Genomic DNA, 24,100 nt, shown 5'->3' on the forward strand with positions numbered 1-24,100 from the left:
ATAGATGGTCTAAAATTACGTGGATCTTTGCAGCCACTCTAAAATTCCTCTCTTTTTTCGCAAGAACCGGGAAATTATTTCCAAGTCACTGCATCGCCCGTCAGCCGTGCTCCGGAATGCACAAAGCCGGCAGCCAGAAGGGAGGCCAAGGCCCGCCAGACGCCAAAACCACGCAGTCATCGTTCCAAGTCGAATAGTGCTTGCGTTCCGGATATCATTTTCTATTATTTTGGTAGAGAATTATGCGACTGGGCGGATCGGGCGGATGTAGGCGGACCGGTCCAACGCAGAAGGAGCCGATGAATGACTCTTCTCTCGTCACGTTCTTCGAATTCGGAGAGCCAGAATGCGGACCATCTCGCAAGGATTGCGATTGTCGGCCGAGGCTTCACGGGGATCATGACCGCAATCGCTCTTTTCAAAAGAGTTGATCGGCCTTTCCATCTGGTGATGTTCGATCCGCGAGCAAAGATAGATATCGGCGAGGGCATAAGTCAGCCCGCGTCGACGGTGCTGACCAGCCGCGTTCGCGACCTTTCCGTTGATCCCGGACTGCCGGGCGATTTTCGCCGGTGGCTGGAAACGGATGACACATGGCGCGATCGCCTGATCTCGGATCCTGCCGGTCTCGAACACGCCTTTGTGCCCGGAGAAATCTTCAGCACCTATGTGTACAAACGCTTCGCCGAGGCCCTGTCCGATCGGCCTGATGTCATCGTGCAATTTGGCTCGGATACCGTAACGGCGATCGATAGGCATCTGGACGGAGGATATTCCGTTTTCCTTGGAGCGGAGCAGCGAACCCGCTTTGACGCGGTGTTTCTCGCGACGGGTTACGGGATGCGGGAAAATTCTGACGCGGCGCCTGCCGGTGAAACGCAAAGCGCCGTCGTGATCGGCGGCGGCATCCACGCGGTCGACAGGGCGCTTGGATTGCTGGCGGACTCGAAGATTTCCCATGTCACATTGATCTCGGAATCGGGCTTCCTGCCTCAGTCACATACTCCAGCCGCCGTCGGAGCTATTGTCACGGACCAACCCATGCCGGGAACGCTCCGCGGCGCGTTCCGTTTTCTGCGCGAAGCCGCCAACAGGGCTGATCTGGAAGGTTCGGGTTGGCAAGGCATCATGAACGGCTTTCGTTCACGCGCGCGCGACCTCTGGGCGGGACTGACGCCAGAAGAGCGTGCACGGTTCAAACGCCACGTGAAGGCCATTTACGACAGTCATCGCAACCGCTTGCCGCCTGAGCACTATCAGCGCCTGCATCATGCGATCGCCAGCGGCGCGATCACCGTGAGGAAGGGAAAAGTGAATTGTATCGCTACAAACGGCGTGCTGTTTTCGGCCCCGACCGGGCTTGAGGTCCTTCCCGCGGAACTGACGATAGACTGCCGTTTCCGGCCGTCCGGAACCGATAGCCCGCTTGTCCGCTCGATCATCATTGCGGGTCTTGCAACGCGGGACGAACTCGAGATCGGTATCGTCGTAGACGAATGCGGGCGGACCAAGGCGAGCGCCTTGCATGGGCTGTTCGCGATGGGACCGCTTGGCCTGGGCAGCCTTCCGGATATCGATCTGGTGCCTCAGATCGTCCAGCAAAGCCATGCGGCTGCGTCGTTGCTCAACAGCTGGATTGGTGAAGTGGCTAAAAGCGCAAGACGTCGTCAAAGCCTGTGACGACGTGTGAGAGTTATTGTCCCAACCTGTGAATGGATGGCAACAGCCGACCAAAGCTGCATCGCCGCGCCGGGCGATGCAGCGCGTCGGGAATGGGGTGCCGTCAGGCTGTTCGCGATGCCTGGATGACTGTCGGTGGCGCAAGCGGCGGCAAGCACCGCGCGATATGAAGCTGCATGGTCGTCGCCTGTCCGGCCGCGCTCACGCGGCCTTTGCTTTCGGCTTGGCGGCCTTGACGTGGGTTATGCTGCGGCGGCCGTCGACGCTGACGGGGACGTCGCCGTCAACGGTGGCGCGGCGCACGACCCGGTGCTGGTCGCCGTAGTCGTTGACGGCATAGTGCTGGGTCGCGCGATTATCCCAGATCGCCACATCTCCAGCTCTCCAGCGCCAGCGCACGGTATTTTCCGGGGCGGTAACGTAGGACTGGAACACCTCGTAGAGTTTCGCGGAGTCGCTCTTCGACACGCCGATCAGGCGCTGAACGAAATTGCCGAGCAGCAGCGATCTTTCGCCGGTTTCGGGGTGGACACGCACGACTGGATGCTCGGTCTCGTAGATGGTCGAGGTGAAAACTTCCTCGAAATGCTTCTTCTCTTCAGCGGTAGCACGAGGACGCACGGCTGCGTAGTCATAGGCATTGCTGTGAATGGCCCATAAATTGTCCGCTAGCAATTTGAGCGATGCCGGCAGACTTTCGTATGCGGCATGGGTGTTGGACCAGATCGTATCACCTCCAGCCGCCGGAATGACGACGCCGCGAAGGACCGAGAATTTAGGATAGGCATCCACGAAGGTGACATCAGTGTGCCACTGGTCCGCCCTGCCGCCGCCGCGGCTGGAATCGAGATTGAGGATGGAGGCCGTGCCGGTCACCGGACCCTGGGTTGGATGAGGCACAAGGTCGCCCAGGCGGCGTGCGAATGATTCCTGTTGGGCATCGTCAAGATGTTCCTGGTCGCGGAAGAAGATGACCTTGTGTTTCAGGAGAAGCTGGTTGATGGCCGCCACCGTTGCGTCCGAAAGGTCTCCGCCGAGGCGAATACCTCTGATTTCGGCTCCGACGCGGCCGGTCAGCGGCACGACATCGGACGCGCGGATGATCTGATTGACGAGAACTGGATTGCTCATGGAAACCTCCTGGCTGATCTTGGAAGAAGACGGCAAGTCACATGCGCCCAACGAAGCATCCGCCGGGCGTTCGAAAATCTCATTGTTAAAATCTACAGGGCTATGGAACGCTATAATCTATAAAATCAATAGACAAAATATTCTAATTTTGTCCGTTTGCCCGAAACAGCCACCTTCGATAGTTCCTTCTCGCCGATGAATTCCTCACTTGGGGCCTTCAGCGATGCATCGTTTCACCGAAGGCGCTCGTGCCAGAAGTTGGGAGCTCCCAACTTTCGTGACCCCTGAATGACACGCAGGCAAGGCAATCACCCATCAAAAAGCTCGCAGATTCGCGACTTGAACTAAAACGTCGCTCCCACAAATCAGGGTCCGCAGACCAGCAGCGCCTTGGCCACCGATTTGTTCAGCAAGACGCTCAGCGTGGCGGGGATCCTGCTTGTCACTTCGGAGAATTTGGGCCCCGATATCGTCACGCCGTGGCGCTGGGATATGCCGCTGAGCGCTTCCGTCCGGATATGTCGGATACTTCGGGCGCTCGGAACTCAACACCTGTCATCAAGAACTGTTCCCAGCATCGGCTTCGCTTCTATGATGCGAGACACGAACCCCGCCGGTCCGACGGCTTTCACCTCGCGGCTTAAAAAGAGACTATTTCGCGCAAAAAAGAAACATCCTATGCGTTTGTCGCATAGCTGAAGTGAGAGATTGTCGCTGTTTTAAACCGATTGAACCGCCTATATTCCAACCATCGAAACGACGCCGGAGCCAAGCAAGGTTGCTGACGTCATACAGCCCTCAGGAAAGGGGATTATCATGAACGTAGCACGCTCTTTCAACAACTGGCGCAAGTTCCGTCAGACCGTCACCGAACTCGGCCGCATGTCCAGCCGTGAGCTGCAGGACCTCGGTATCGACCGCGCCGACATCCGCAGCGTTGCCCGCGCATCGATCGCGCGCTAATCGCACACCACTTGGTATTTAATACTGCTTGACGCCCGCTCCTGACGCGGGCGTTTTTGCGTCGAATGCCATGGCTTAGGTCGGTTTAATCCTCGTTCGTATTGCAAGATATCCGACTTGTATTTCTTGCATAGCTGCAGTGCAGCATAAGGCATTGGCACTATCCATGGTCGGTGTATGATGAGACCCATCGAAGCAATGCACCTCCTCCCGCAAAGCTTCGACTTTCAGATGGCCCAATCCTCCTCCCAAGGGACGTCTGTCGGAACAGCGGCACTCCTCCTCCTAGTCGCTGTTCGGTTTTCAGAAAGCCTGCCGCACCTCCTCCCGCGGCAGGCTTTTTCGTATCCCGAACCTTCCCTGCTGCAGATCGATTGAGTGCGCCTGTTCCCACGTCGCGTCACCCACTCAATCGTAGGCGTCTTCCTTGGGACCGGCTGGGGTTCCCTGGAGGCGCCTGTCGCAGACCCTCGGACTCTGTCGTCCTAAAAGGAGGTCTGTTTGCCGGGGGCCGGGTCCCGCTTTGGCGCGATATCCGCCCAACAGCTGACCCACCGAATGTCTCGGTTTCGCGAGTAATCCGGCGTCCCAGAAACGGCGTTGGTGAAGTGGCTGTCGGCTATGACATCATCCATGAAGGAGGTGCCGGCAGGCAATGCGGATCGCTATGAACCTTCGCCCGCCTCAATGGCTTCAATGAACTCGTCGAATGTTTTTCCAAGCACGCGGACCTCATCTGACCATGCGCCGGCAAAGACAAACGGAATCGAAATAAAATTTTCGCCGATTAATCCATAAGCGGTCGGGCCCCCATTCGAACCAATCAGGAACGGGCCAGTCTGAAATTCGAAGAGTTCATAACCGTCCGCCGACGCTTTGGTCGGCGAGCACAGCCAGGAAGTCCTGGCGCAGGACGCCAACCAGCCGCCGCAGCTTTTCAAGAAAGCCTCCGATATCGGCGTTGGCGAGCTCGGAAAGATCGCAAACAAATGCATCCGGCTTGATCCGTACGCCGGTCGCCGTGAAGACCAGAAGTTCGGTGCCGAGCTCGATCTGGCGCGCCTGAATGCGTGAGATGCTCTTGCGCAGGTTGGCCATGATGTCGGGATTGTCATGGCTGTCCCACAGAAACCGAGCCAACGCCGAGCGCGGATATTCGCTCCCGGCTCTTTCCTGCAGATAACGATCCAACAAATAGCAAATCGTAAGCAGACCCTTTTCGGGGAACGCCACAGGTTGCCCGGCCAGATCGATCAGCCGCAACTCACCAAATGACTCGAGCCTGAGCTTCATGCGGATACTGCCTGCCGATATCCCTGGCTATTCTCCGAGCGGAAGAGTGATATCCGCTACGGAGGCTCCCAATGTTACGCCGCGACTTTCCGCCTGCGCCATCGCCTTCACCAGCGCGATGACCGTTTCGCGGATATTTCGGTCGGCAATCTTCAGAAAGGCGCGATTGAGCGCCAATCCCTCTTTCGTTCGCAGGAATTCGGCAACTGGATCAGTATTCGCCGACAGATCCAGCCCTTGCAGCGTCAACGGCTCGGAGTTCTCCTGTTCGAAGAAGAAACTCACCGACGTGTGAAGCACATCGGCGATCCGCTGCAGACGGCTCGCGCCGATGCGGTTGATGCCCTTCTCGTATTTCTGAACCTGCTGAAAGGTCACGCCGATCTGCTCGGCAAGCCGTTCCTGGCTCATCCCGAGCAACTGCCGACGCATTCTTATGCGCGCTCCGACATAGCTGTCTATCGCATTCGCTGTCTTGACATTCATCGTGTGTTTTCAGCCTCGATCGCTTTTTCAATCGGGGAAGCTGTAGTATCCCCTGCATGGCTTTTCCATGGTTGTTTTCACATAGCATACTGGATATGTGATGATCGCGACCGACTGTGATATGAAAGCCCGCCTGGAAAGACGTTAAGTTAGGCAGAAATCACTTGTCCGGAGAGAAAATCGAACAAAATCCGTACCAATACGGATAGAACTGGGCTGTAATTGCGTCCCGGCTTACGCTAAATCCACTTCAGCGACCGTCGCCCGAGAGTCTTCCCAGCCCCGATCGCCCGAAAATCCATCGAACAAAGCGACGTGGCACGGCACCGGCCGGGCCTGTGCAGGAGAAGCATTGATGGCAACCGTTGCCGAGAGCGCGCCCCGTTTCGAAAAAACAACGATGTCCATCCTCATGGCGGTCAGCTTCTGCCACATGCTGAATGACATCATGCAGTCACTGCTCGCCTCGCTCTATCCGCTGTTCAAGGCGAACTACGATCTCGATTTTGTGCAGATCGGCCTCCTCACCATGACTTTCCAGGTCACGGCTTCGCTGCTGCAGCCGCTGGTCGGTATCGTCACCGACCGCTGGCCGATGCCCTATTCGCTGCCGGTCGGTATGGCGAGTACCTTTTGCGGCCTCATCCTGCTCGGCAATGCCGGCAGTTTCGAACTGCTGCTGGTTGCCGCAAGCCTGATCGGCTTCGGCTCGGCAGTCTTCCACCCGGAATCTTCGCGCGTGGCCCGTCTTGCCTCCGGCGGTCGCCACGGTTTCGCGCAATCCTTCTTCCAGGTCGGTGGCAATGCCGGCCAGGCGATCGGTCCGCTGCTTGCCGCCTTCATCGTGCTGCCGCTCGGCCAGCACAGCGTCTCCTGGTTCGCCGCCATCGCTATGGTCGGCATGGTCGTGCTGAGCTGGGTCGGCAACTGGTACATGAGCCACAGGCGCCAGAATGCCAGCAAGCCAGCAATAAGCCGGACCCTGCCGCTGCCGCAGAACCGGGTCATCTGGGCGCTGCTGATTCTCGTGCTGCTGACGGCAACGAAGAATGTCTACATGGCCAGCGTGTCGAGCTACTTCACCTTCTATGTCATCGAAAAGTTCGCGCTCAGCGTGCAGCAGGCACAGCTGATGCTCTTCCTCTTCCTTGGCTCGGTCGCCGTCGGCACGTTCCTCGGCGGGCCGATCGGCGATCGCTTCGGCGCACGTTTCGTCATCTGGTTCTCGATCCTTGGTGTCATTCCTTTCGCACTCTTGCTTCCCTATGCAAACCTCTTCTGGACAGGCGTGCTCAGCATCGTCATCGGCCTGATCTTCGCTTCGGCCTTCTCGGCCATCGTCGTCTTCGCACAGGAACTGGTGCCCGGGCGCGTCGGGCTGATTGCCGGCGTCTTCTTCGGCTTCGCATTTGGGGCAGGGGGGCTTGGTGCTGCGCTGCTCGGCGATTTCGCCGATACCCACGGCATCGATTTCGTCTACCGCATCTGCTCCTACCTGCCGCTGCTCGGTCTCCTGACAGTCTTCCTGCCGCGTATTCCCAAGCGGAAACCAGTCTGAGGCGATACCGCTTACGGACAATCGATCGAGCCGGAATGTCACCGACACTCCGGTTCGATGCATCATGCAGTTTCGCACGTCGCCATCGCCCACAGGCCCGAACGTATTTTTCTCCTCATATGGGGAAGAGGGATCACCATTCCTTTAATCCACTATTTTTATAGATAATATTCGTCCAATAATGACGTCGGTTTCGGCACGATATTGGAAGGAAATGGCATGTCTGCTCCCAAACTGGTCGGCCTTGCGGGTAGTTTCAACCGCCCCTCGAAGACCTTTGCGCTTGTTGAAAACATTGCTGGTCTCGCCGCCGAGAAATACGGCTTCGACAACACCATCTACGACCTGACCGATGTCGGCCCTTCGCTTGGCCAGGCGCTGCGCCGTGACGATCTCGACAGTCGCGCCAAGGAAGTCATCGACGACATCGTCAATGCCGACGTGCTGGTCATCGGAGCGCCAACTTACAAGGGCAGCTATCCCGGCCTCTTCAAGCATCTGATCGACTTGATCGACCCGCATGAGCTGCGCGCCAAGCCGATCATCATCACCGCGACCGGCGGCGGCGACCGGCACGCGCTGATGGTCGAGCACCAGCTTCGCCCGCTCTTCGGTTTCTTCATGGCGCACACGCTGCCGACCGCCGTTTACGCGTCCGACCGTGACTTCACCAATTACCGTGTCTCATCCGACCCGCTTTCCAATCGGATCGGGGAGGTCATCGGCGAGCTCACGGCCTTCTTCCCCAGCCGGAATCAAGCGCTTATCGCTGCCGAATGAAGAATGTCGGGATAGGCTTGAAACGGCGCCATGGAGGCGCCGTTTTCGTTTTAAGACTGTCCTTTTCAAGTCGTCATAGTCCACAAATTTGATGGAAATTTATCCTGCCGATAGCAATGGCAGGGCAAGAGTTTTTCCAGCCCTTCTTCCACATCAGACATTCGTGCTTCGCCTCCGATACGCGCATTTGCAATGATCGGCCTGCTCGGGGCGTTGGCCTCATTCAGTCAGACGGGATATAAAATGATCAAGAACAAAAATCTTCACGGCTTCCACCTTTCGCGCCGGGCGGCTCTTGCCGCCGTGGCCGTTTCCGCTGCCGCACTCTTTGCCTTTGCAGCACCCGCTCCTTCCTTTGCCGAGGACAAGTCGATCAAGGTCGGCATCATGGCCGGCGAGGAGGAGGACATCTGGCGCGTGGTCGCGAGCGAGGCGGCGAAGAAGGGTCTCAAGATCGAGACCATCACCTTCAACGACTATACGCAGCCGAATGAAGCGCTGGAACGCGGCGAACTCGACGCCAACGCCTTCCAGCACCAGCCCTATCTCGACAACCAGATCAAGCAGCACGGTTATCACATCGTTCGCGTCGGTTATACCGGGGTCTGGCCAATCGGCCTTTACACCAAGAAGTACAAGTCCGTCGCCGAGATCCCGGAAGGTGCCGTCATCGGCGTGCCGAACGATCCCTCGAACGAGGGCCGTGCGCTGCGCGTTCTCCAGAACGAAGGCCTGATCAAGCTCAAGGACGACACCGGTATTCTTGCGACCGTCGCCGACGTCACCGACAATCCGAAGAAGATCGAGATCAAGGAACTCGACGCCGGCATCGTCGGCCGCTCGATCGACGATCTGGATGCCGGTATCGTCAACACCGACTGGGCGTTGAAAAGCGGTCTTTCTCCGGCCGAACGCATTGCCCAGGAGCCGATCGCCGACAATCCATACCGCAACTTCATCGCCGTCAAGGACGAGAACAAGGATGCCGACTGGGTCAAGACGCTTGTGTCTTCTTATCAGAACGAGACCGTCAAGGCCGAGTTCGACAAGGTCTATAAGGGGACGGGTCTCAGCGCCTATTGATCCGGAGCAGGGCTGGGGTTAAGGCCTGCCGAGAGGCGGTCCGGGCGTTCTTTGCCCGGGCCGCCTTCAGCATTTGTAAGGAAAAACACATGAATTCCTTTGTTTCCACCACGGCGATCGAGGCAGAGCCGCAAACGGCGACCGAAGAGGTGGTGAGGCTGACCGACGTGAAGCGGCGGTTCGGAACCACTGCAGCACTCGACGGCATTTCGCTGACGGTGAAGAGAGGCGAAATCCTCGGCATCATCGGCCGCAGCGGCGCCGGTAAATCGACGCTGATCCGCTGCTTGAACGGCCTGGAGCGCGCCGATAGCGGCGAGATCCTCATCGAAGGCCGAGATATCACCGGACTTTCAGAACAGGAGCTGCAGCCGCTGCGCCGCCGCATCGGCATGATCTTCCAGCATTTCAATCTGCTTTCCGCCAAGACCGTCGAGGAAAACGTCGCGCTGCCGCTGAAGATCGAGGGTCTTGCAAAGAGTGAGCGCCTGAAACGGGCGCATGAGCTGCTCGAGCTCGTCGGTCTTGCCGACAAGGCGAAGGCCTATCCCTCATCGCTGTCCGGTGGCCAGAAACAACGCGTCGGCATCGCCCGGGCGCTCGCGGCACGCCCGGCACTGCTGTTGTCCGACGAGGCGACATCGGCGCTCGATCCGGAAACGACCCGGTCGATCCTGGCGCTGCTCAAGGACATCAACCGTAAGCTCGGGCTGACCATTCTGCTGATCACCCATGAGATGGAAGTGGTCCGCGGCATTGCCGATCGCGTCGCGGTCATCGATGCCGGGCGGATCGTCGAGGAGGGACAGGTCTGGTCGATCTTCGCCAACCCGCAGGCTGATATCACCGGGAGCCTGCTCGGCGGCATCCGGCCGCAGCTTCCTGAGCATATCGCCGGCCGGCTGTCGGCGACGGCGGGAAGCGAAGCGATCCTCAGCGTCGATCTCGCCGGGCCGCAGGCGCAGGGCGCGCTGTTTGCCGAACTCTCGGCGGCGCTGCCGCATTCCTTCCGCCTCGTCCATGGCGGCATCGACCACATCCAGAACCAGCCGGTGGCGCGGTTCTTCATCGCCGTTCCCGCGCGCGACCCCGCGCTTGCCGGAAAGGTCGAACAATTCCTGACGGCCCGGTCCGCCCGGGTGGAGGTGCTTGGTTATGACACCGATCATGCTTGAACTGCTTATTCGCTCCCTTTGGGAGACGATCCTGATGACCGTCGCCTCGGGAGTGATTTCGCTCGTCGCCGGCCTGCCGCTCGGCCTTGCTCTGGTCGCGACGGCGCGCGGCGGCATTGCCGAAAACCTCTGGATCAACCGCGTGCTCGGCGGGGTCATCAACGGCTTCCGCTCGGTGCCCTTCATCATCCTGCTGGTGGCGCTGATTCCGCTGACGCGGCTGATCGTCGGCACCGCGCTCGGCACCTGGGCGGCCATCGTGCCGCTCGCCATCGCCGCAACGCCCTATTACGCCCGCATCGCCGAAGTGTCCCTGCGCGAGGTCGACCGCGGGCTGATCGATGCCGTGCGCGCCATGGGCGGCAACCGCTGGACAATCATCCGCGAGGTGCTGGTGCCCGAAGCGCTGCCTGGCATCGTCGCCGGTTTCACCGTCACGCTGGTGACGCTGATCGGCGCCTCGGCCATGGCGGGCGCGATCGGCGCCGGCGGCCTTGGCGATCTCGCCATCCGCTATGGCTATCAGCGTTTCGAAACCAGTGTGATGATCGCGGTGGTGGCCGTCCTCATCGTGCTCGTCTGCGGCATCCAGTGGCTTGGCGACCGGCTGGTCGCCAGGCTGGACCACCGATAAATCAGCGCCGGAATTGGACGGCGGGATGAGCGGCGGGCAACCTGCCGTTCCCGCCGCCGAAAAGCTTCTGCCGCAAGGGTCCTGCAGCATAGTCCGCCTTGAAGATGCCGCGCTCCTGTAACACCGGGACGACCAGGTCGACGAAATCGCGCAGGCTTTCCGGCGCCACTGTCCGCGCCAGATTGAAGCCGTCGATGCCACCCTCTTCGATCCATGTCGCCAGATGATCGGCGATCTGCTCCGGCGAGCCAACCATCGGCTTCATCCGGCTGCCCAGTACCATCTGGTCGATGATGTCACGCAACGTTACCGGCTTCGCCGCCTGTTTCGTGATGGCCGCAAGTGCGGATTGATTGGCGTTGGTCGAGCTCTGGTCGATGACGTCGTCCAATCCATACTTCGAAAAGTCGATACCGACGGAGGCGGAGTAATGCGCAAGCGAGGCCTCGACGCTCGCATGGCGGCGGTACCCCTCCAGCTTGTCCCGTGCTTCCTTCTCCGTCCGCCCGACGACAACAGTGATCAGGCTCAGGATTTTCAATGCGTCGGCGCCGCGGCCGAATTCCTCCGCCTTCGCCCGCAGCGCATCGACGGTCGACCTGGCCGCCTTGGGATTGGGCCCCGCGATGAAGACGCATTCGGCGTGGCGCGCGGCGAAATCCCGCCCGCGTGCCGAGGCGCCGGCCTGAAAGAGCAGGGGCGTGCGCTGCGGCGAGGGCTCGGAAAGATGGATGCCTTCCATCCGGTAATATTTGCCGTCGTGACGAACAGTGCGCACTTTGGAGGGATCGGCATAGATGCCTCCTGCCTTGTCACGCAGTACCGCATCGTCGTCCCAGCTCCCTTCCCAGAGCTTGTAGAGGATCTCGAGATATTCTTCGGCGGCGTCGTAGCGCGCATCATGTTCCGGCAGCTTGTCGAAACCCATGCTGCGGGCGGCACTGTCGAGATAGCCGGTGACGATGTTCCAGCCAATCCGTCCCTTGGTCAGGTGATCGAGCGTCGACATGCGCCGCGCCAGCAGGAAGGGTGGCTCATAGGTGGTGTTGACGGTGACGCCGAAACCCAGATGTTTCGTCACATAAGCCATCGCCGAAATCGGGATCAGCGGATCATTGACCGGGATCTGCGCGCCCGTCTCGATCACCGGCGACGGACTGCCCCTGTAGACGTCATAGACACCGACTATATCGGCCATGAAGATGCCGTCCAGCTTGCCGCGTTCGGCGGTCTTGGCAAGCTCGGTCCAGTAGTCGAGATCGGTATAATGCGCTGAGCGGTCGCGCGGATGCGTCCACAGGCCGTGGTTGATGTGCCCGACGCAGTTCATGTCGAAGGCATAGATCTGCATGGTCTTCATGAGGCGGGTTCCAAAGCCGGCAATAGAAATCAAGGATTTGCCGCATTAATTATCCAAGAGCATGATGCCGAAAAGTGTGAGCGGTTTTCGGACGACATCATGCTCTAACTATATAATGTAGAACAGGATTCAGATTTTAGGCCGGCTCGGCCTAAAATCATCCTGTTCGGGCTCTATCGCACGAGGAGCCTGTGAAATGGTAGGGTTGGGATGAAAAAAGCCGGAGGAACCGCATGACGAAGAAGACGCTGTCGGATTGGGCGGAGCTGGCGCAAAAGGAACTGCGCACCTCGCCCGAAACGTTGACCTGGCAGACGCCGGAAGGCATTGCCGTCAAGCCGCTCTATACGGCCGAGGATCTCGACGGCGCCGGGCACCTTGGTTCGCTTCCGGGCTTTTCGCCTTTCACCCGCGGCCCGCGGGCGACGATGTATGCCGGCCGGCCCTGGACGATCCGCCAATATGCCGGCTTCTCGACGGCAGAGGAATCGAACGCCTTTTATCGCCGCAATCTGGCGGCCGGCCAGAAGGGCCTGTCGGTCGCCTTCGATCTTGCTACCCACCGCGGCTATGACAGCGATCATCCGCGCGTCGAGGGTGACGTCGGCAAGGCGGGTGTGGCAATCGACAGCGTCGAGGACATGAAGATCCTTTTCGACGGCATTCCGCTCGGCGAAATGTCGGTGTCGATGACCATGAACGGCGCCGTCATTCCGATCCTCGCCTCCTTCATCGTGGCCGGCGAAGAGCAGGGCGTTCCCCAGGCCGAGCTCTCGGGGACCATTCAGAACGACATCCTCAAGGAGTTCATGGTCCGTAACACCTATATCTATCCGCCCGAACCCTCAATGCGGATCGTTGCCGATATCATCGACTATACCGCCCGCGAGATGCCGAAGTTCAACTCCATCTCGATCTCCGGCTACCACATGCAGGAAGCCGGCGCGACGCTGGTGCAGGAATTGGCCTTCACACTGGCCGACGGCCGCGAATATGTCCGCGCCGCCATCGCCAAAGGCCTGAGCGTCGACGAATTCGCCGGCCGCCTGTCCTTCTTCTTCGCCATCGGCATGAACTTCTTCATGGAAGCCGCCAAGCTGCGCGCCGCCCGCCTGCTCTGGACGCGGATCATGGAAGGGTTTCATCCGAAGAAACAGTCCTCGCTGATGCTGCGCACCCATTGCCAGACCTCCGGCGTCTCCTTGCAGGAGCAGGACCCCTACAACAACATCATACGCACGGCCTTCGAGGCGATGTCGGCCGTGCTCGGCGGTACGCAGTCGCTGCACACCAATTCTTTCGACGAGGCGATTGCGCTGCCGACGGAATTCTCCTCACGCATTGCCCGCAATACTCAGCTGATCCTGAGCCACGAAACCGGCGTGACAAAAGTGGTCGATCCCCTGGCGGGCTCCTACTATGTCGAAAGCCTGACGGCCGAGCTTGCCGACAAGGCCTGGGCCTTGATTGAGGAGGTCGAGGCACTGGGTGGCATGACCAAGGCCGTAGCGGAAGGCCTCCCGAAACGGCTGATCGAGGAAGCGGCCGCGCGCCGCCAGGCGGCCGTCGACAAGGGCGACGAGGTCATCGTCGGCGTCAATCGCTACCGGCTCGACACCGAGCAGCCGATCGAAATTCTGGAGATCGACAACAGCGCGGTGCGCAAAGCGCAGATCAGACGTATCGAGGAAACGAAGCGGCGCCGCGATGGCGGAGCCGTGCGCGAGGCGCTGGCGGCCCTGGTAGAGATCGCACAGAGCGGCAAGGGCAACCTGCTGGAAGCCGCCATCGCGGCGGCCCGAGCCCGCGCCACGGTCGGCGAAATATCGGACGCCATGCGCGCTGCCTTCGGCGATCATGCCGCGACCCCTGAAGTCATCAAGGGCGTCTACGGCGAGGCCTATGAAAATGAGCCGGAACTCGCCGTGCTCAAGACCCGCATGACGGAGGTGACGGAAGCCATGGGGCACCGGCCGAAGATCATGGTCGCCAAGCTCGGTCAGGACGGACACGACCGAGGCGCCAAGGTGATCGCCTCGGCTTTCGGCGACATCGGCTTCGATGTACTCGCCGGTCCCCTCTTCCAGACACCGGAGGAAGCTGCCGGCGTCGCACTCAGCGAAAAGGTCAATGTAATCGGCGTCTCGTCGCTGGCGGCCGGTCACAGGACGCTGCTACCACAGCTGATCGACAGGCTGAGGGAACAGGGCGGTGGCGATATCATCGTCGTCTGCGGCGGCGTCATCCCGCGTCAGGACTATGAGTTCCTGCACGAACACGGCGTCGCAGCCGTGTTCGGCCCGGGGACAAATGTTCTCGAGGCGGCAAACTCCGTCCTCGATCTGCTGCAGGGCAGGCGAAGAAACCAGTAGCTGAAGCATTTCCAGGAAAAGTGCGACGCGATTTTCCGCCCGGAAATGCGCAAAATCAAAGAATTAGAGCAGCCCGCGCTTTGCGAGGTTGCTCATCAGTGCCGAAATGCCGAAGGTCCAGGGCGGGCATTCGGTGGAAAGGCGCACGGTGTTGACGAGCGCACCGAGGCCTGCCGAGGAAATCTCGACGACATCGCCGATCTTGTGGGTGAAGCCTTGCTTTGGCGCGTCGCGGTCCTGCGTCGGCGCAAACAGCGTGCCGAGGAAAAGCATGAAACCATCGGGATACTGATGATGGGCGCCGACCGTCTGCTTGACGAGATCGGTCGGGTCGCGGCTGATCTTTGACATCGAACTCTTGCCGTGCAGCACGAAACCGTCCTGGCCGGTGACTTTCAGGTCGAGTTCGGCCTTGCGTACGTCATCCAGGCTGTAACCGGCATCGAACAGGCGGATGAAAGGACCGATCGAGCAGGAGGCGTTGTTGTCCTTGGCCTTGCCGAGCAGCAGTGCCGAGCGGCCTTCGACGTCGCGCAGGTTGACGTCGTTGCCGAGGGCCGCCCCCTTGATCTCGCCGCGGCTGTTGACCGCGAGCACGATTTCCGGCTCGGGGTTGTTCCAGGTCGAGATCGGATGCAGGCCGACATCCGCACCCCAACCAACGGAGGAAAGCACCGGCGACTTGGTGAAGACTTCGGCATCCGGCCCGATGCCGACCTCGAGATATTGCGACCACATGCCCTCGTCGATCAGCGCCTGCTTGACCTTGACAGCCTCCGGCGAGCCGGCTTTGAGATTGGTGAGGCTGCCGCCGATCAGCGTGCTGACACGCTCTCGGATCGAGGCGGCACGCTCCGGATTGCCGGCCGCCTTCTCCTCGATGACGCGCTCGATCATCGACTGCGCAAAGGTAACGCCGCAGGCCTTGACTGCCTGCAGGTCGACGGGCGCAAGGAGATAAGGGCGCGTTTGATCCGGAGCTCCGGTACTATTGGCGGCGATGTCCGCCAGCGAGCCAACCGCCTTGCCACTTGCTGCACGGACGAAGGCGGCGGCATCCTGCCGCTCGAGCAGAGCGCTCAGCGTCGGCGCCTCCCGCGACGTGATGTCGAGCAGCATGCCCTCGCGTAACGTCACAATGCTCGGTCCCTCTACTTCGGGATTCCAGATTCGACCGACAAAAAGACCACCCGAAGCGGCGACATCGAGAAGAGCTTGAGACATGGTGATCTTCCATCAAGGCGAGCGAGAAGAGCTCTTTTAAAAATTGCGGGGTGTTGCCGCCCTCCGACCCGGCGACGACCAAAATCGATCACATTCATGAAGACGGGGCAAGATGCGCGGGGGAAAAAGACATTTGCCTGTTCGGCTCAAGCGGCGGGCTTCCTCGGGAATCCAATTGCAAAAGGCCACAAAATAACTATTTAGATACAAAATAACTGTTATATTTCAAATATTTAAATACAGGCTGTGACGATTTTGCCCTCTATCTCGCCTTGACAGGAGCCGGCTTTCGTTATCTGTTTTGCCCAACATGGAGGAGGCTGGCGTCAGCCGGCCACACGAAAATCCCAGGAGGATATTGTAGCGATGTTGAGATTTGCCGTCGTCGGAATCGACCATGGGCATACGTTCGATCACGTGAAGGGATTGCTTGCTTCAGGCGGCGAATTCGTCGGCTATTGCCCGCAGACCTCGGTGCCGGCACTGCGCGAGGCCTTTGAGAAGACCTATCCTGACGCGCCGCAGATTGACCGGGAAAAGCTGTTCGACGATCCGTCGATCGACGTCATCTGCATTTCCGCAATCCCCCGCGATCGTGCCGGACTTGCCATTCGCGCGATGAGATCGGGCAAAGACGTGATGACTGACAAGCCCGGCGTGACGACCTTCGCCCAACTCGAGGATGTCAGGCGCACCGTTGCCGAGACAGGCAAGATCTTCTCGATCTGCTTTTCCGAGCGCCACTGCGTGCGCTCCGCCGTCAAGGCCGGCAAGCTCGTCGCCGAAGGCGCGATCGGCAAAGTGATCCAGACGCTCGGCGTCGGTCCTCACCGGCTGCAACTGCCGACCCGGCCGGACTGGTTCTTCGATCCCGAGGCCTTTGGCGGCATCATCGTCGATATAGCTTCACACCAGGTCGACCAGTTCCTGTTCTATACCGGCTCGACCACAGGCGAGGTTATCGCAAGCTCGATCGGCAATTTCGGCATGCCTGACAAGCCCGCCTTCGAGGATTTCGGCGAGGTCCTTCTGCGCTCCGACAAGGCGGCGGGTTATGTCCGTGTCGACTGGTTCACGCCGGAGGCGCTGCCGACCTGGGGTGACGGGCGCCTGACCATTCTCGGCACCGAAGGCTACATCGAGCTGCGCAAGTATATCGATATTGCCGGCCGGCCGGGCAAGGATCACCTCTTCCTGGTCAACGGCAAGGAAATGACCCATATCGATTGCAGCGGCGAAAAGCTCGATTATTTCGACGCTTTCACCGCCGACGTTGGCAACCGCACGCAGACGGCGATGACCCAGGATCACGTTTTTGAAGTCTGCCGTCTTTCGCTCGAAGCCCAGGCGAAAGCCGCGCGCATCGGCGCTCGCTGAGGAGGATATCATGACCAGGAAATTGCGCGTCGGCGTCATCGGCGCAGGCATCGCTGCGCGGCATCTGGCCGGCTTCGGCTGGAACAAGGAGCTTTTCGAGGTTCCTGTGCTCTGCTCGCTCGACGAGGAACGCGGCAAGGCGCTGTGCGAGGAATACGGCATTGGCGAATACACGCAGGATGCGGATGCGCTGTTTGCCCGCGACGATCTCGACATCATCGACATTTCGACGCCGCCGAGCTCGCATTTCGAACTTTGCCGCAAGGGCATCGAATCCGGCAAGCATGTGATCTGCGAGAAGCCGCTCTTCGGCTCGATCGCCGAGGTCGACGAGATGGGGCGCATCCTCGATCGTTACCCCGGCAGGAAGCTGATGCCGATCTTCCAGTATCGCTACGGCTCCGGCCTGCAGAAGTTGAAGCTGCTGATCGAGCGCGGCCTGGCCGGTAAGCCGTTCCTGACAACGATCGAAACCCATTGGTGGCGCGGTCCGGATTATTATGCCGTGCCGTGGCGTGGCAAATGGGCGAGCGAACTGGGCGGCGGCCTTCTCGGCCACGCCATCCACGCTCATGACATGCTGAACTATGTACATGGCCCCTGCGCCGAGGTGTTTTCCTATGGGGCGACGCTGGTCAATCCGATCGAGGTCGAGGATACGGCAGCCCTTTCGGTGAAGATGCAGAATGGCTCGCTGGCGACGCTGTCGATGACGCTGGGTTCGCGCAAGGAGATCTCGCGGTTGCGCTTCTGCTTCAACGACCTCGTCGCCGAAAGCATCATCGAACCCTATACGATGGGCCGTGACCCGTGGACTTTCGTCGCCGGGACAGAGGAACATCAGGCGCGGATCGACGAAGTGCTCGCCGCCTATGTGCCTGGCGAGGATGGCTACACCCGTCAGTTCGAGCTCTTCCACAAGGCGATCGTCGAGGATACCGACCCACCGGTGACGCTGCAGGACGCCCGCAATTCGCTGGAACTGGTAACGGCCGCTTATTTCTCGCAGCGAACCGGACAACCGACGCCGATGCCGATCGCCGCCGATCATCCGCTCTATCGCTCCTGGCTTCCGGCCGGGGAATGGCGTGTTGCGGCCACCGTCTGAACCGGGAAGGGCTTTCCCATGCTGAAATCCTTCGAGCATGTCGGCATGACGGTCAGCGACATGGACCGCACCGTCGATTTCTACTGTGGCCTGCTCGGCCTCAGCCTCGTGCCGCGCAAGACGATGGCGAATGGCATGCAGGTAGCGTTCCTCGATGCAGGCGGCGGCATGCTGGAGGTCTTTGCGCCGCCCGGCGGCGCGTCGAGGGCGGTCGACGTGGCTGAAGATACGGCCGGCGTCCGCCACCTCACCTTTCATTTCGACAGTGTCGACGAGGTCTTTGCCCGCCTTGAACAGGCGGGCGTCGAGATCAAGGAGCGGCCGCGCTTCGCCGTCCACTCCGAGATGCTGAACAAGATCGCCTTCGTTCGCGATCCCGACGGCATCATTGTCGAGCTTGCCGAACGCTCTCAGAGCCGCCAGGGCTGACACAGGTGCTGCCGATCGCTTCGCTGCGGGCGGTCAGACCGTCCCGCAGCAGATCGATCAGGCGCCGGACAAGTTTTGCTGCCATGCAAGGCTCTCCTCAGCTCGCCAGCTTGGCACTGATGTAGTTGCGCCAGCCGCCAAGTGCGGTGATTTCCTCGGCACCTTTCACCGCATGGGCCTCGCAGACGAAGCCGGAGACGCTGGAACCGTCTTCGAGCGTCAGCTTACCGATGCCGAGGGGTGCCGGAATCTTCTGGACGAACCTGCCGAAAGCATCGGCCGGCAGTGCCCAGACCTCGACCTCCAGCCCCTGACCCTTATGGCCGGGTTCGCGCAGCAGCCCTGGTTTCGCTGGCGTGGTATTAGGCAGAACGAAGAGGCGATAGTCGCCGGCCGTGCGGCAGGTCTTGACCAGACGCCCGCCGGCGCCTGCCAGTTCGTGATTGAGCGGCATGCCGGTCAGATGCGCACCGACAACCGCGATTTCGATGAAACCGTCATCGCCAGGCACAACACGGCTTGCTTCGGGGATCGCTGCCTGCCGGTCGATGCCCATGCCGGAGCTTGCTGCGCGGTGCAGCGCATCGGCAAGCGGCGCCAGCGCATCGTCGGTGAAGGCAGGTGCAATGACGGTAACGCCGCCCGGCAGCCCACCTTTGCCGAAGCCGGCCGGAACGGCGATCGCTGCGCAATCGAGCAGGTTGACGAAATTGGTGAAGCGACCGAGGCGGCCGTTGAGCACGACGGGATTGGCCAGCATGTCCGCCACGGTGTAGGTGGTCGGTGCGGTCGGCAGCAGAAGCACGTCGGCCTTTTCCCATTCGGCCTCGGTCTTGCGACGCAATTCTTCCAGCCGGTATCGGCCGTTGAAAGCCTCGACCGCGGTCTTGCCCTTGGCGCCTTCGATAATCCCCCGCACCGTCGGGTCGAAATCGGCCGCGTTCGTGGCGAGGAAGGTCTCGACCGCCGCCAGACGTTCGGCGACCCACGGCCCGTCATAGAGAAGGGCGGCGGCCTCGCGGAATGGCGCGTAATCGAAAGGCACGATGGTCGCGCCGAGCGCTCTGGCCCGCTCGATCGCCTGATCGTAGAGCGCCTCCACCTCCTTGTCGCCGAAGAACTCCCGCTCGGCGTCGGTCAGGACGCCGATGCGCAAGCCCGACACAGGCAGGTTCGCCGGTTCGGCGCGACGCGAGAAAGCATCGGCGGCATCGAAGCCTTCGGCGACCTTGCGGATCGCAACACCGTCGCCGACGGTCGCAGCAAAGATGGTGATGCAGTCGACGCTCTTGCAGGCCGGTATAGCGCCGGTATTCGGCAGGAGGCCCGGCGTCGGCTTGATGCCGACTAGATTGTTGAAGGCAGCCGGCACCCGGCCGGAGCCGGCCGTATCGGTGCCGAGCGCAAAGGCCGCAAGGCCGGAGGCCACCGTGACCGCCGATCCGGAACTCGAACCGCCTGAGATATAGGCCGCATCGAAGACCGAACGCGGCGCGCCATAGGGAGAGCGCGTGCCGTTGAGGCCGGTCGCGAACTGGTCGAGATTGGTCTTGCCGATGATGATGGCACCGGCCGCCTTCAACCGGGCAACGACGGTCGAGTCCGCCTCCGGCCGATATTCATAGGCCGGGCAGGCGGCAGTTGTCGGCAGGCCGGCGGCATCGATATTGTCTTTCACGGCAAAGGGAACGCCCCAGAGCGGCAGGCTGTTTGCCTCAGGCGCGCGTGCCATCAAGGCTTTGGCGGCAGCGCGCAGCTCCTCATCCGGCACCGGGGTGATGAAGATTGCCGGATCTTTCGCGGCGGCGCGGCGGGAGATCACCTCTTCGATGGCATCGAGCGGCGTCAGACCGGATTGATAGGCGGCGCGAAGGCTTGAGAGATCGAGGATGGTCGGCAGCATGTCAGCATTCCTCCAGAACGACGATGATATCGCCGGCTTTGACGTTTCTTCCCGGCCCGGCGCGCAGATCGCGGACGCGGCCTGCCGCATGGGCGGTGACGTTGATTTCCATCTTCATCGATTCGATGATGGCAAGTGTATCGCCAGCCGCAACCGGGGCGCCCGGCTCGACCAGCAATTTCCAGATATTGCCGGGCACGGCGCTGGCAACACCGAAGCAGCCGTCGGGAATATCCCCATCCGGGCTTTCGCCGGTGCCTTCATCGGTGACGAAGCTGTCGAGCCCGGCGTCCTTCCAGCGCTGGCGTTCGGCATCGAAGGCGGCCTGCTGCGTTGCCTTGAAACGGCCGATCGACGCCGCGTTAGCCTGCAATTCCCTCTCATAGGCGGCATAGGAGAATTCCGTCTCCTCGATCCTGATCGGATAACCGCCATGCGGGAAGGCGGCACGCGCCTCCGTCAATTCCTGATTGCTGACCGGGAAGAAACGGATCTGGTCGAAGAAATTCAGCAGCCAGGGCTTGCCCCTGGCAAAGGCCGGCGTCTCCCGCCAGGTGTTCCAGACCTGGATGGTGCGGCCGAAGAGCTGGTAGCCGCCCGGTCCTTCCATGCCGTAGATGCACATATAGGCGCCGCCGATGCCGACGGCATTTTCCGGCGTCCAGGTACGGGCGGGATTATACTTCGTCGTCACGAGGCGGTGGCGTGGATCAGTCGGGGTCGCAACCGGCGCACCGAGATAGACGTCGCCGAGACCGAGCACCAGGTAGCTGGCATCAAAGACGATATCGCGGACGGCCTGTTCGTCGGAAAGACCGTTGATGCGGCGGATGAACTCGATGTTCGACGGGCACCAGGGCGCGTTCGGGCGCACGAGCTCCTGATATTTGCGCATCGCAAGTTCCGCATCCGGATCGTTCCAGGAGAGCGGCAGATGCACGATGCGGCTCGGCACCGTGACGTCCTGGGCTGCCGGAAGGGTGGCCTCGATCTCGGAGAGCAGCCCGAGCAGGCGCCGGCGCGTGAGCTGCGTGCCGTCATAATGGATCTGCAGCGAGCGGATACCGGGGGTGAGGTCGACGACGCCAGGGAGGCGGGCCTCGACGACCGCCTGCATCAGCAGGTGCACCCGCAGCCGCAGCGCGATATCGAGCGTCATCGGCCCATATTCGACGAGCAGATTGTCGTCGCCCTGGCGGCGATAAACGACAGAAACCGGGCCATCCTCGCTGATACCGAGGATCGGCGAACCTGTTTCTTCCGAGGGCCGCCGCACCGCCGGGCCGGCGATCGGGTCTTCCGGCCGCGCCAGCGCATGAAAACGGATACGGTCGCCGGGCTTGAACTGGCCCATCTTCCACTGCTCTTCGCGGGCGATCACCGCCGGGCAAACGAAGCCGCCAAGGCTTGGACCATCGGGCCCGAGGATGATCGGCATATCGCCGGTGAAATCGATCGCCCCGATCGCATAGGCGTTGTCGTGCAGGTTGGAGGGGTGCAGCCCCGCCTCACCGCCGTCGCTTCGTGCCCATTGCGGGGCTGGGCCGATCAGGCGCACCCCGGTGCGGGCGCTGTTGAAATGCACCTCATAAGCCGTCGAAAACAGCGTCTCGATATCGCTGTCCTGAAAGAAATCGGGAGCCCCGTGCGGGCCATAGACGACGCCGACATCCCATTCGCGCGTCAAGGCCGCCGCCTCCGTCGCCGGTCTCACCGGTTCGGCCGGCACCTGCCGGGCAAAATGCAGCACATGCCCTGTCTTCAGGGTGCCGGTGGCGTTACCGCCGAATTGGCCAAGGCCGAAGGTCGCGCGCGAGCCGAGCACAACGGGAGCGGCAAAACCACCGGCGACGGCGAGATAGGCGCGTTGTCCCGGTCCTTCGATTGAACCGATAGATAAAGTCTGACCGGCGCGGATTGTCACCGGGGCGTCATGCGGCAATTTTACGCCGTCGCATGTCATTGGCATCCGCGCGCCGGCAAGCGCGATCGTCTGGTCGGCATAAAACCGCAAGGTCGGACCGGAAACGGTCAACTCCAGCGCAGCCGTCAAATCGGCATTGTCGACCAGCCGGTTGGCATGACGGAAGGAGCGCTCGTCCATCGGCCCGCTCGGCGGTACGCCGACATGCCAGAGGCCGAGCCGGCCCGGCAGTTCCTGGATGCTTGACTGCGCCCCGGGCGCGAGAACCTCGACGACATCGGGAACGAAGGCGAAGTCGCGTAGCGCCGTCGTCTTAACTTTGGCGCTGGCAAGCAATTCGGAAGCGGCGATCGCCCTGAGATAAGCGAGATTGGTCTCGATGCCCGATATCGATGTTTCGGCGAGTGCCGCCTTAAGCTTCTCGATCGCCGCCGGCCGGTCTGCCGCCGCCACGATCAGCTTGGCAAGCATCGGGTCGTAGAAGGGCGTGACCTCGGTTCCCGTCTCGATCCAGCCGTCGACGCGGGTGCTTTCCGGAAAAATGACTTCGGTCAAAAGGCCGGCACTCGGGCGGAAATCGGCATGCGGCATCTCGGCATAGATCCGCATCTCGATCGCCGCACCCTTCGGCGTCAGACCCCCAGCACCCGAGAGCACATCCTCGCCGGCCGCCTGACGGATCATCCATTCGACGAGGTCGATGCCGAAGACAGCTTCCGTGACGGGATGCTCGACCTGGAGGCGGGTATTGACCTCGAGGAAATAGAATTCCTGGCGCTGGGGATCGTAGATGAACTCGACGGTGCCGGCCGATTCATAGGAGACCGAGCTTCCCAAATCGACCGCCGCTTTGTGCAGCCGCGCCCTTGTCTCCGCGGTAAGGCCAGGCGCAGGCGTCTCCTCGACGACCTTCTGGTTCCGCCGCTGCAGCGAGCAGTCGCGTTCGCCGAGCGCAATCACGCCGCCCTTGCCGTCGCCGAAGATCTGTACCTCGACATGGCGCGCTTCGGCAACGAAACGCTCGATGTAAACGCGCGCATCGCCGAAGCTGGCGCGCGCGGTCCGCTGCACGCTTTCGAAGGAGGCCTTGAGGCCGGCCGCATCGGCGCAGAGCTGCATGCCGATGCCGCCGCCGCCGGCCGTGCTTTTCAACATGACGGGATAACCGACGGTCTCGGCAGCCGAAAGCGCCTCGTCGACGCTCTGCAAGAGATCGGTGCCGGGCAGTAGCGGCACGCCGCTCGCTTTCGCCAATTCGCGCGCCGTATGCTTCAGGCCGAAGGCCGACAGATGCTCTGGGCGCGGGCCGATGAAGGCGATGCCTTCAGCGGCGAGCCGCTCGGCAAAGCCGATATTCTCCGAGAGGAAGCCGTAGCCTGGGTGCACGGCCTCAGCGCCCGTCGCCTTGCAGGCGGCAATGACGGCATCGACGTCAAGATAGCTTTCGGCAGCAGGCGCCGGGCCGAGGCGGACGGCCTCATCAGCGGTCAGCGCCGGCTTCGAGAATCGATCGGCATCGGAATAGACGGCGACTGAGGCAATGCCCATCCTCTTCAATGTGCGGATGACGCGGACGGCGATTTCGCCGCGATTGGCGATAAGAACCTTGGTGAACATCGA

18 protein-coding genes are annotated in these 24,100 nt (G+C 61.1%); 11 read left to right on the plus strand and 7 right to left on the minus strand.

Annotated elements, in window-relative coordinates; translation table 11 throughout:
• Positions 1 to 303: 303 nt before the first annotated feature.
• Complete coding sequence (locus ACD590_RS32935; protein ID WP_130654124.1) at positions 304 to 1,680, plus strand: FAD/NAD(P)-binding protein; 1,377 nt, start codon at positions 304 to 306, stop codon at positions 1,678 to 1,680.
• Positions 1,681 to 1,881: 201 nt separating this feature from the next.
• Here the strand turns inward: ACD590_RS32935 and ACD590_RS32940 are convergent, their stop codons facing one another.
• Entirely contained in the window at positions 1,882 to 2,811 is a 930-nt protein-coding gene (locus tag ACD590_RS32940) for a TauD/TfdA dioxygenase family protein (RefSeq protein ID WP_018247042.1), read from the minus strand.
• An 816-nt stretch (positions 2,812 to 3,627) separates the two neighbouring features.
• Between ACD590_RS32940 and ACD590_RS32945 the strand changes: the two genes are divergently transcribed.
• Entirely contained in the window at positions 3,628 to 3,774 is a 147-nt protein-coding gene (locus tag ACD590_RS32945; RefSeq protein ID WP_003552150.1) for a DUF1127 domain-containing protein, read from the plus strand.
• Positions 3,775 to 4,629: 855 nt separating this feature from the next.
• On the opposite strand, the gene ACD590_RS32950 is transcribed toward ACD590_RS32945, so the two are convergent.
• The gene (locus ACD590_RS32950) at positions 4,630 to 5,067 is read right to left on the minus strand and encodes a hypothetical protein (protein WP_018247040.1); all 438 of its coding nucleotides are present in this window, start codon (positions 5,065 to 5,067) and stop codon (positions 4,630 to 4,632) included.
• A 27-nt stretch (positions 5,068 to 5,094) separates the two neighbouring features.
• Positions 5,095 to 5,553 carry a helix-turn-helix domain-containing protein gene (locus ACD590_RS32955; protein WP_018247039.1) on the minus strand — a complete coding sequence of 153 codons (459 nt, stop codon included), beginning with the start codon at positions 5,551 to 5,553 and terminating at the stop codon, positions 5,095 to 5,097.
• A gap of 355 nt (positions 5,554 to 5,908) precedes the next feature.
• Between ACD590_RS32955 and ACD590_RS32960 the strand changes: the two genes are divergently transcribed.
• The 5 genes from ACD590_RS32960 to ACD590_RS32980 all read left to right on the plus strand — a co-directional run bounded on the left by ACD590_RS32960 (position 5,909) and on the right by ACD590_RS32980 (position 10,783).
• Positions 5,909 to 7,111, plus strand: a complete 1,203-nt coding sequence (locus ACD590_RS32960; RefSeq protein ID WP_439004252.1) for an MFS transporter — start codon at positions 5,909 to 5,911, stop codon at positions 7,109 to 7,111.
• 219 nt (positions 7,112 to 7,330) lie between these two features.
• On the plus strand, positions 7,331 to 7,891 hold the full coding sequence (gene msuE / locus ACD590_RS32965; protein ID WP_018247037.1) for an FMN reductase: 561 nt from the start codon (positions 7,331 to 7,333) through the stop codon (positions 7,889 to 7,891).
• 243 nt (positions 7,892 to 8,134) lie between these two features.
• Positions 8,135 to 8,974, plus strand: a complete 840-nt coding sequence (locus ACD590_RS32970) for a MetQ/NlpA family lipoprotein (RefSeq protein WP_018247036.1) — start codon at positions 8,135 to 8,137, stop codon at positions 8,972 to 8,974.
• A gap of 89 nt (positions 8,975 to 9,063) precedes the next feature.
• The gene (locus tag ACD590_RS32975; RefSeq protein WP_026188819.1) at positions 9,064 to 10,149 is read left to right on the plus strand and encodes a methionine ABC transporter ATP-binding protein; all 1,086 of its coding nucleotides are present in this window, start codon (positions 9,064 to 9,066) and stop codon (positions 10,147 to 10,149) included.
• A complete protein-coding gene (locus ACD590_RS32980) occupies positions 10,130 to 10,783 on the plus strand; it encodes a methionine ABC transporter permease (RefSeq protein WP_032980232.1) in 654 nt (217 codons plus the stop codon). Before ACD590_RS32975 ends, ACD590_RS32980 begins: the two co-directional genes overlap by 20 nt.
• Before the next feature lies 1 nt (position 10,784).
• Here ACD590_RS32980 and ACD590_RS32985 read toward each other — a convergent pair whose 3' ends face one another.
• Positions 10,785 to 12,143, minus strand: a complete 1,359-nt coding sequence (locus ACD590_RS32985) for an LLM class flavin-dependent oxidoreductase (RefSeq protein ID WP_047622191.1) — start codon at positions 12,141 to 12,143, stop codon at positions 10,785 to 10,787.
• A gap of 233 nt (positions 12,144 to 12,376) precedes the next feature.
• On the opposite strand from ACD590_RS32985, the gene scpA reads away from it, so the two are divergent.
• A complete protein-coding gene (gene scpA, locus ACD590_RS32990) occupies positions 12,377 to 14,515 on the plus strand; it encodes a methylmalonyl-CoA mutase (protein ID WP_439004253.1) in 2,139 nt (712 codons plus the stop codon).
• 63 nt (positions 14,516 to 14,578) lie between these two features.
• Here the strand turns inward: scpA and ACD590_RS32995 are convergent, their stop codons facing one another.
• Positions 14,579 to 15,739: a fumarylacetoacetate hydrolase family protein gene (locus tag ACD590_RS32995; RefSeq protein ID WP_018247031.1), complete on the minus strand. Its 1,161-nt coding sequence runs from the start codon at positions 15,737 to 15,739 to the stop codon at positions 14,579 to 14,581.
• Positions 15,740 to 16,105: 366 nt separating this feature from the next.
• Here ACD590_RS32995 and ACD590_RS33000 point away from each other — a divergent pair, with 366 nt between their 5' ends.
• The 3 genes from ACD590_RS33000 to ACD590_RS33010 are packed head-to-tail and all read left to right on the plus strand — an operon-like array spanning position 16,106 to position 18,653.
• Positions 16,106 to 17,116: a Gfo/Idh/MocA family protein gene (locus tag ACD590_RS33000; protein ID WP_018247030.1), complete on the plus strand. Its 1,011-nt coding sequence runs from the start codon at positions 16,106 to 16,108 to the stop codon at positions 17,114 to 17,116.
• Positions 17,117 to 17,126: 10 nt separating this feature from the next.
• Positions 17,127 to 18,224 (plus strand): Gfo/Idh/MocA family protein, encoded by a 1,098-nt coding sequence (locus ACD590_RS33005; RefSeq protein WP_018247029.1) that lies wholly within the window; start codon positions 17,127 to 17,129, stop codon positions 18,222 to 18,224.
• An 18-nt stretch (positions 18,225 to 18,242) separates the two neighbouring features.
• A complete protein-coding gene (locus tag ACD590_RS33010; protein ID WP_439004254.1) occupies positions 18,243 to 18,653 on the plus strand; it encodes a VOC family protein in 411 nt (136 codons plus the stop codon).
• A gap of 97 nt (positions 18,654 to 18,750) precedes the next feature.
• Here the strand turns inward: ACD590_RS33010 and atzF are convergent, their stop codons facing one another.
• Positions 18,751 to 20,556, minus strand: coding sequence for an allophanate hydrolase (gene atzF / locus ACD590_RS33015; RefSeq protein ID WP_018247027.1), 1,806 nt, complete (start codon positions 20,554 to 20,556; stop codon positions 18,751 to 18,753).
• Position 20,557: 1 nt separating this feature from the next.
• Positions 20,558 to 24,097: an urea carboxylase gene (uca, locus tag ACD590_RS33020; RefSeq protein ID WP_018247026.1), complete on the minus strand. Its 3,540-nt coding sequence runs from the start codon at positions 24,095 to 24,097 to the stop codon at positions 20,558 to 20,560.
• Positions 24,098 to 24,100: the final 3 nt, after the last annotated feature.

It is taken from the genome of Rhizobium sp. 862_C5_N1_2 (genome assembly GCF_051811205.1).
GTDB lineage: Bacteria > Pseudomonadota > Alphaproteobacteria > Rhizobiales > Rhizobiaceae > Rhizobium > Rhizobium leguminosarum.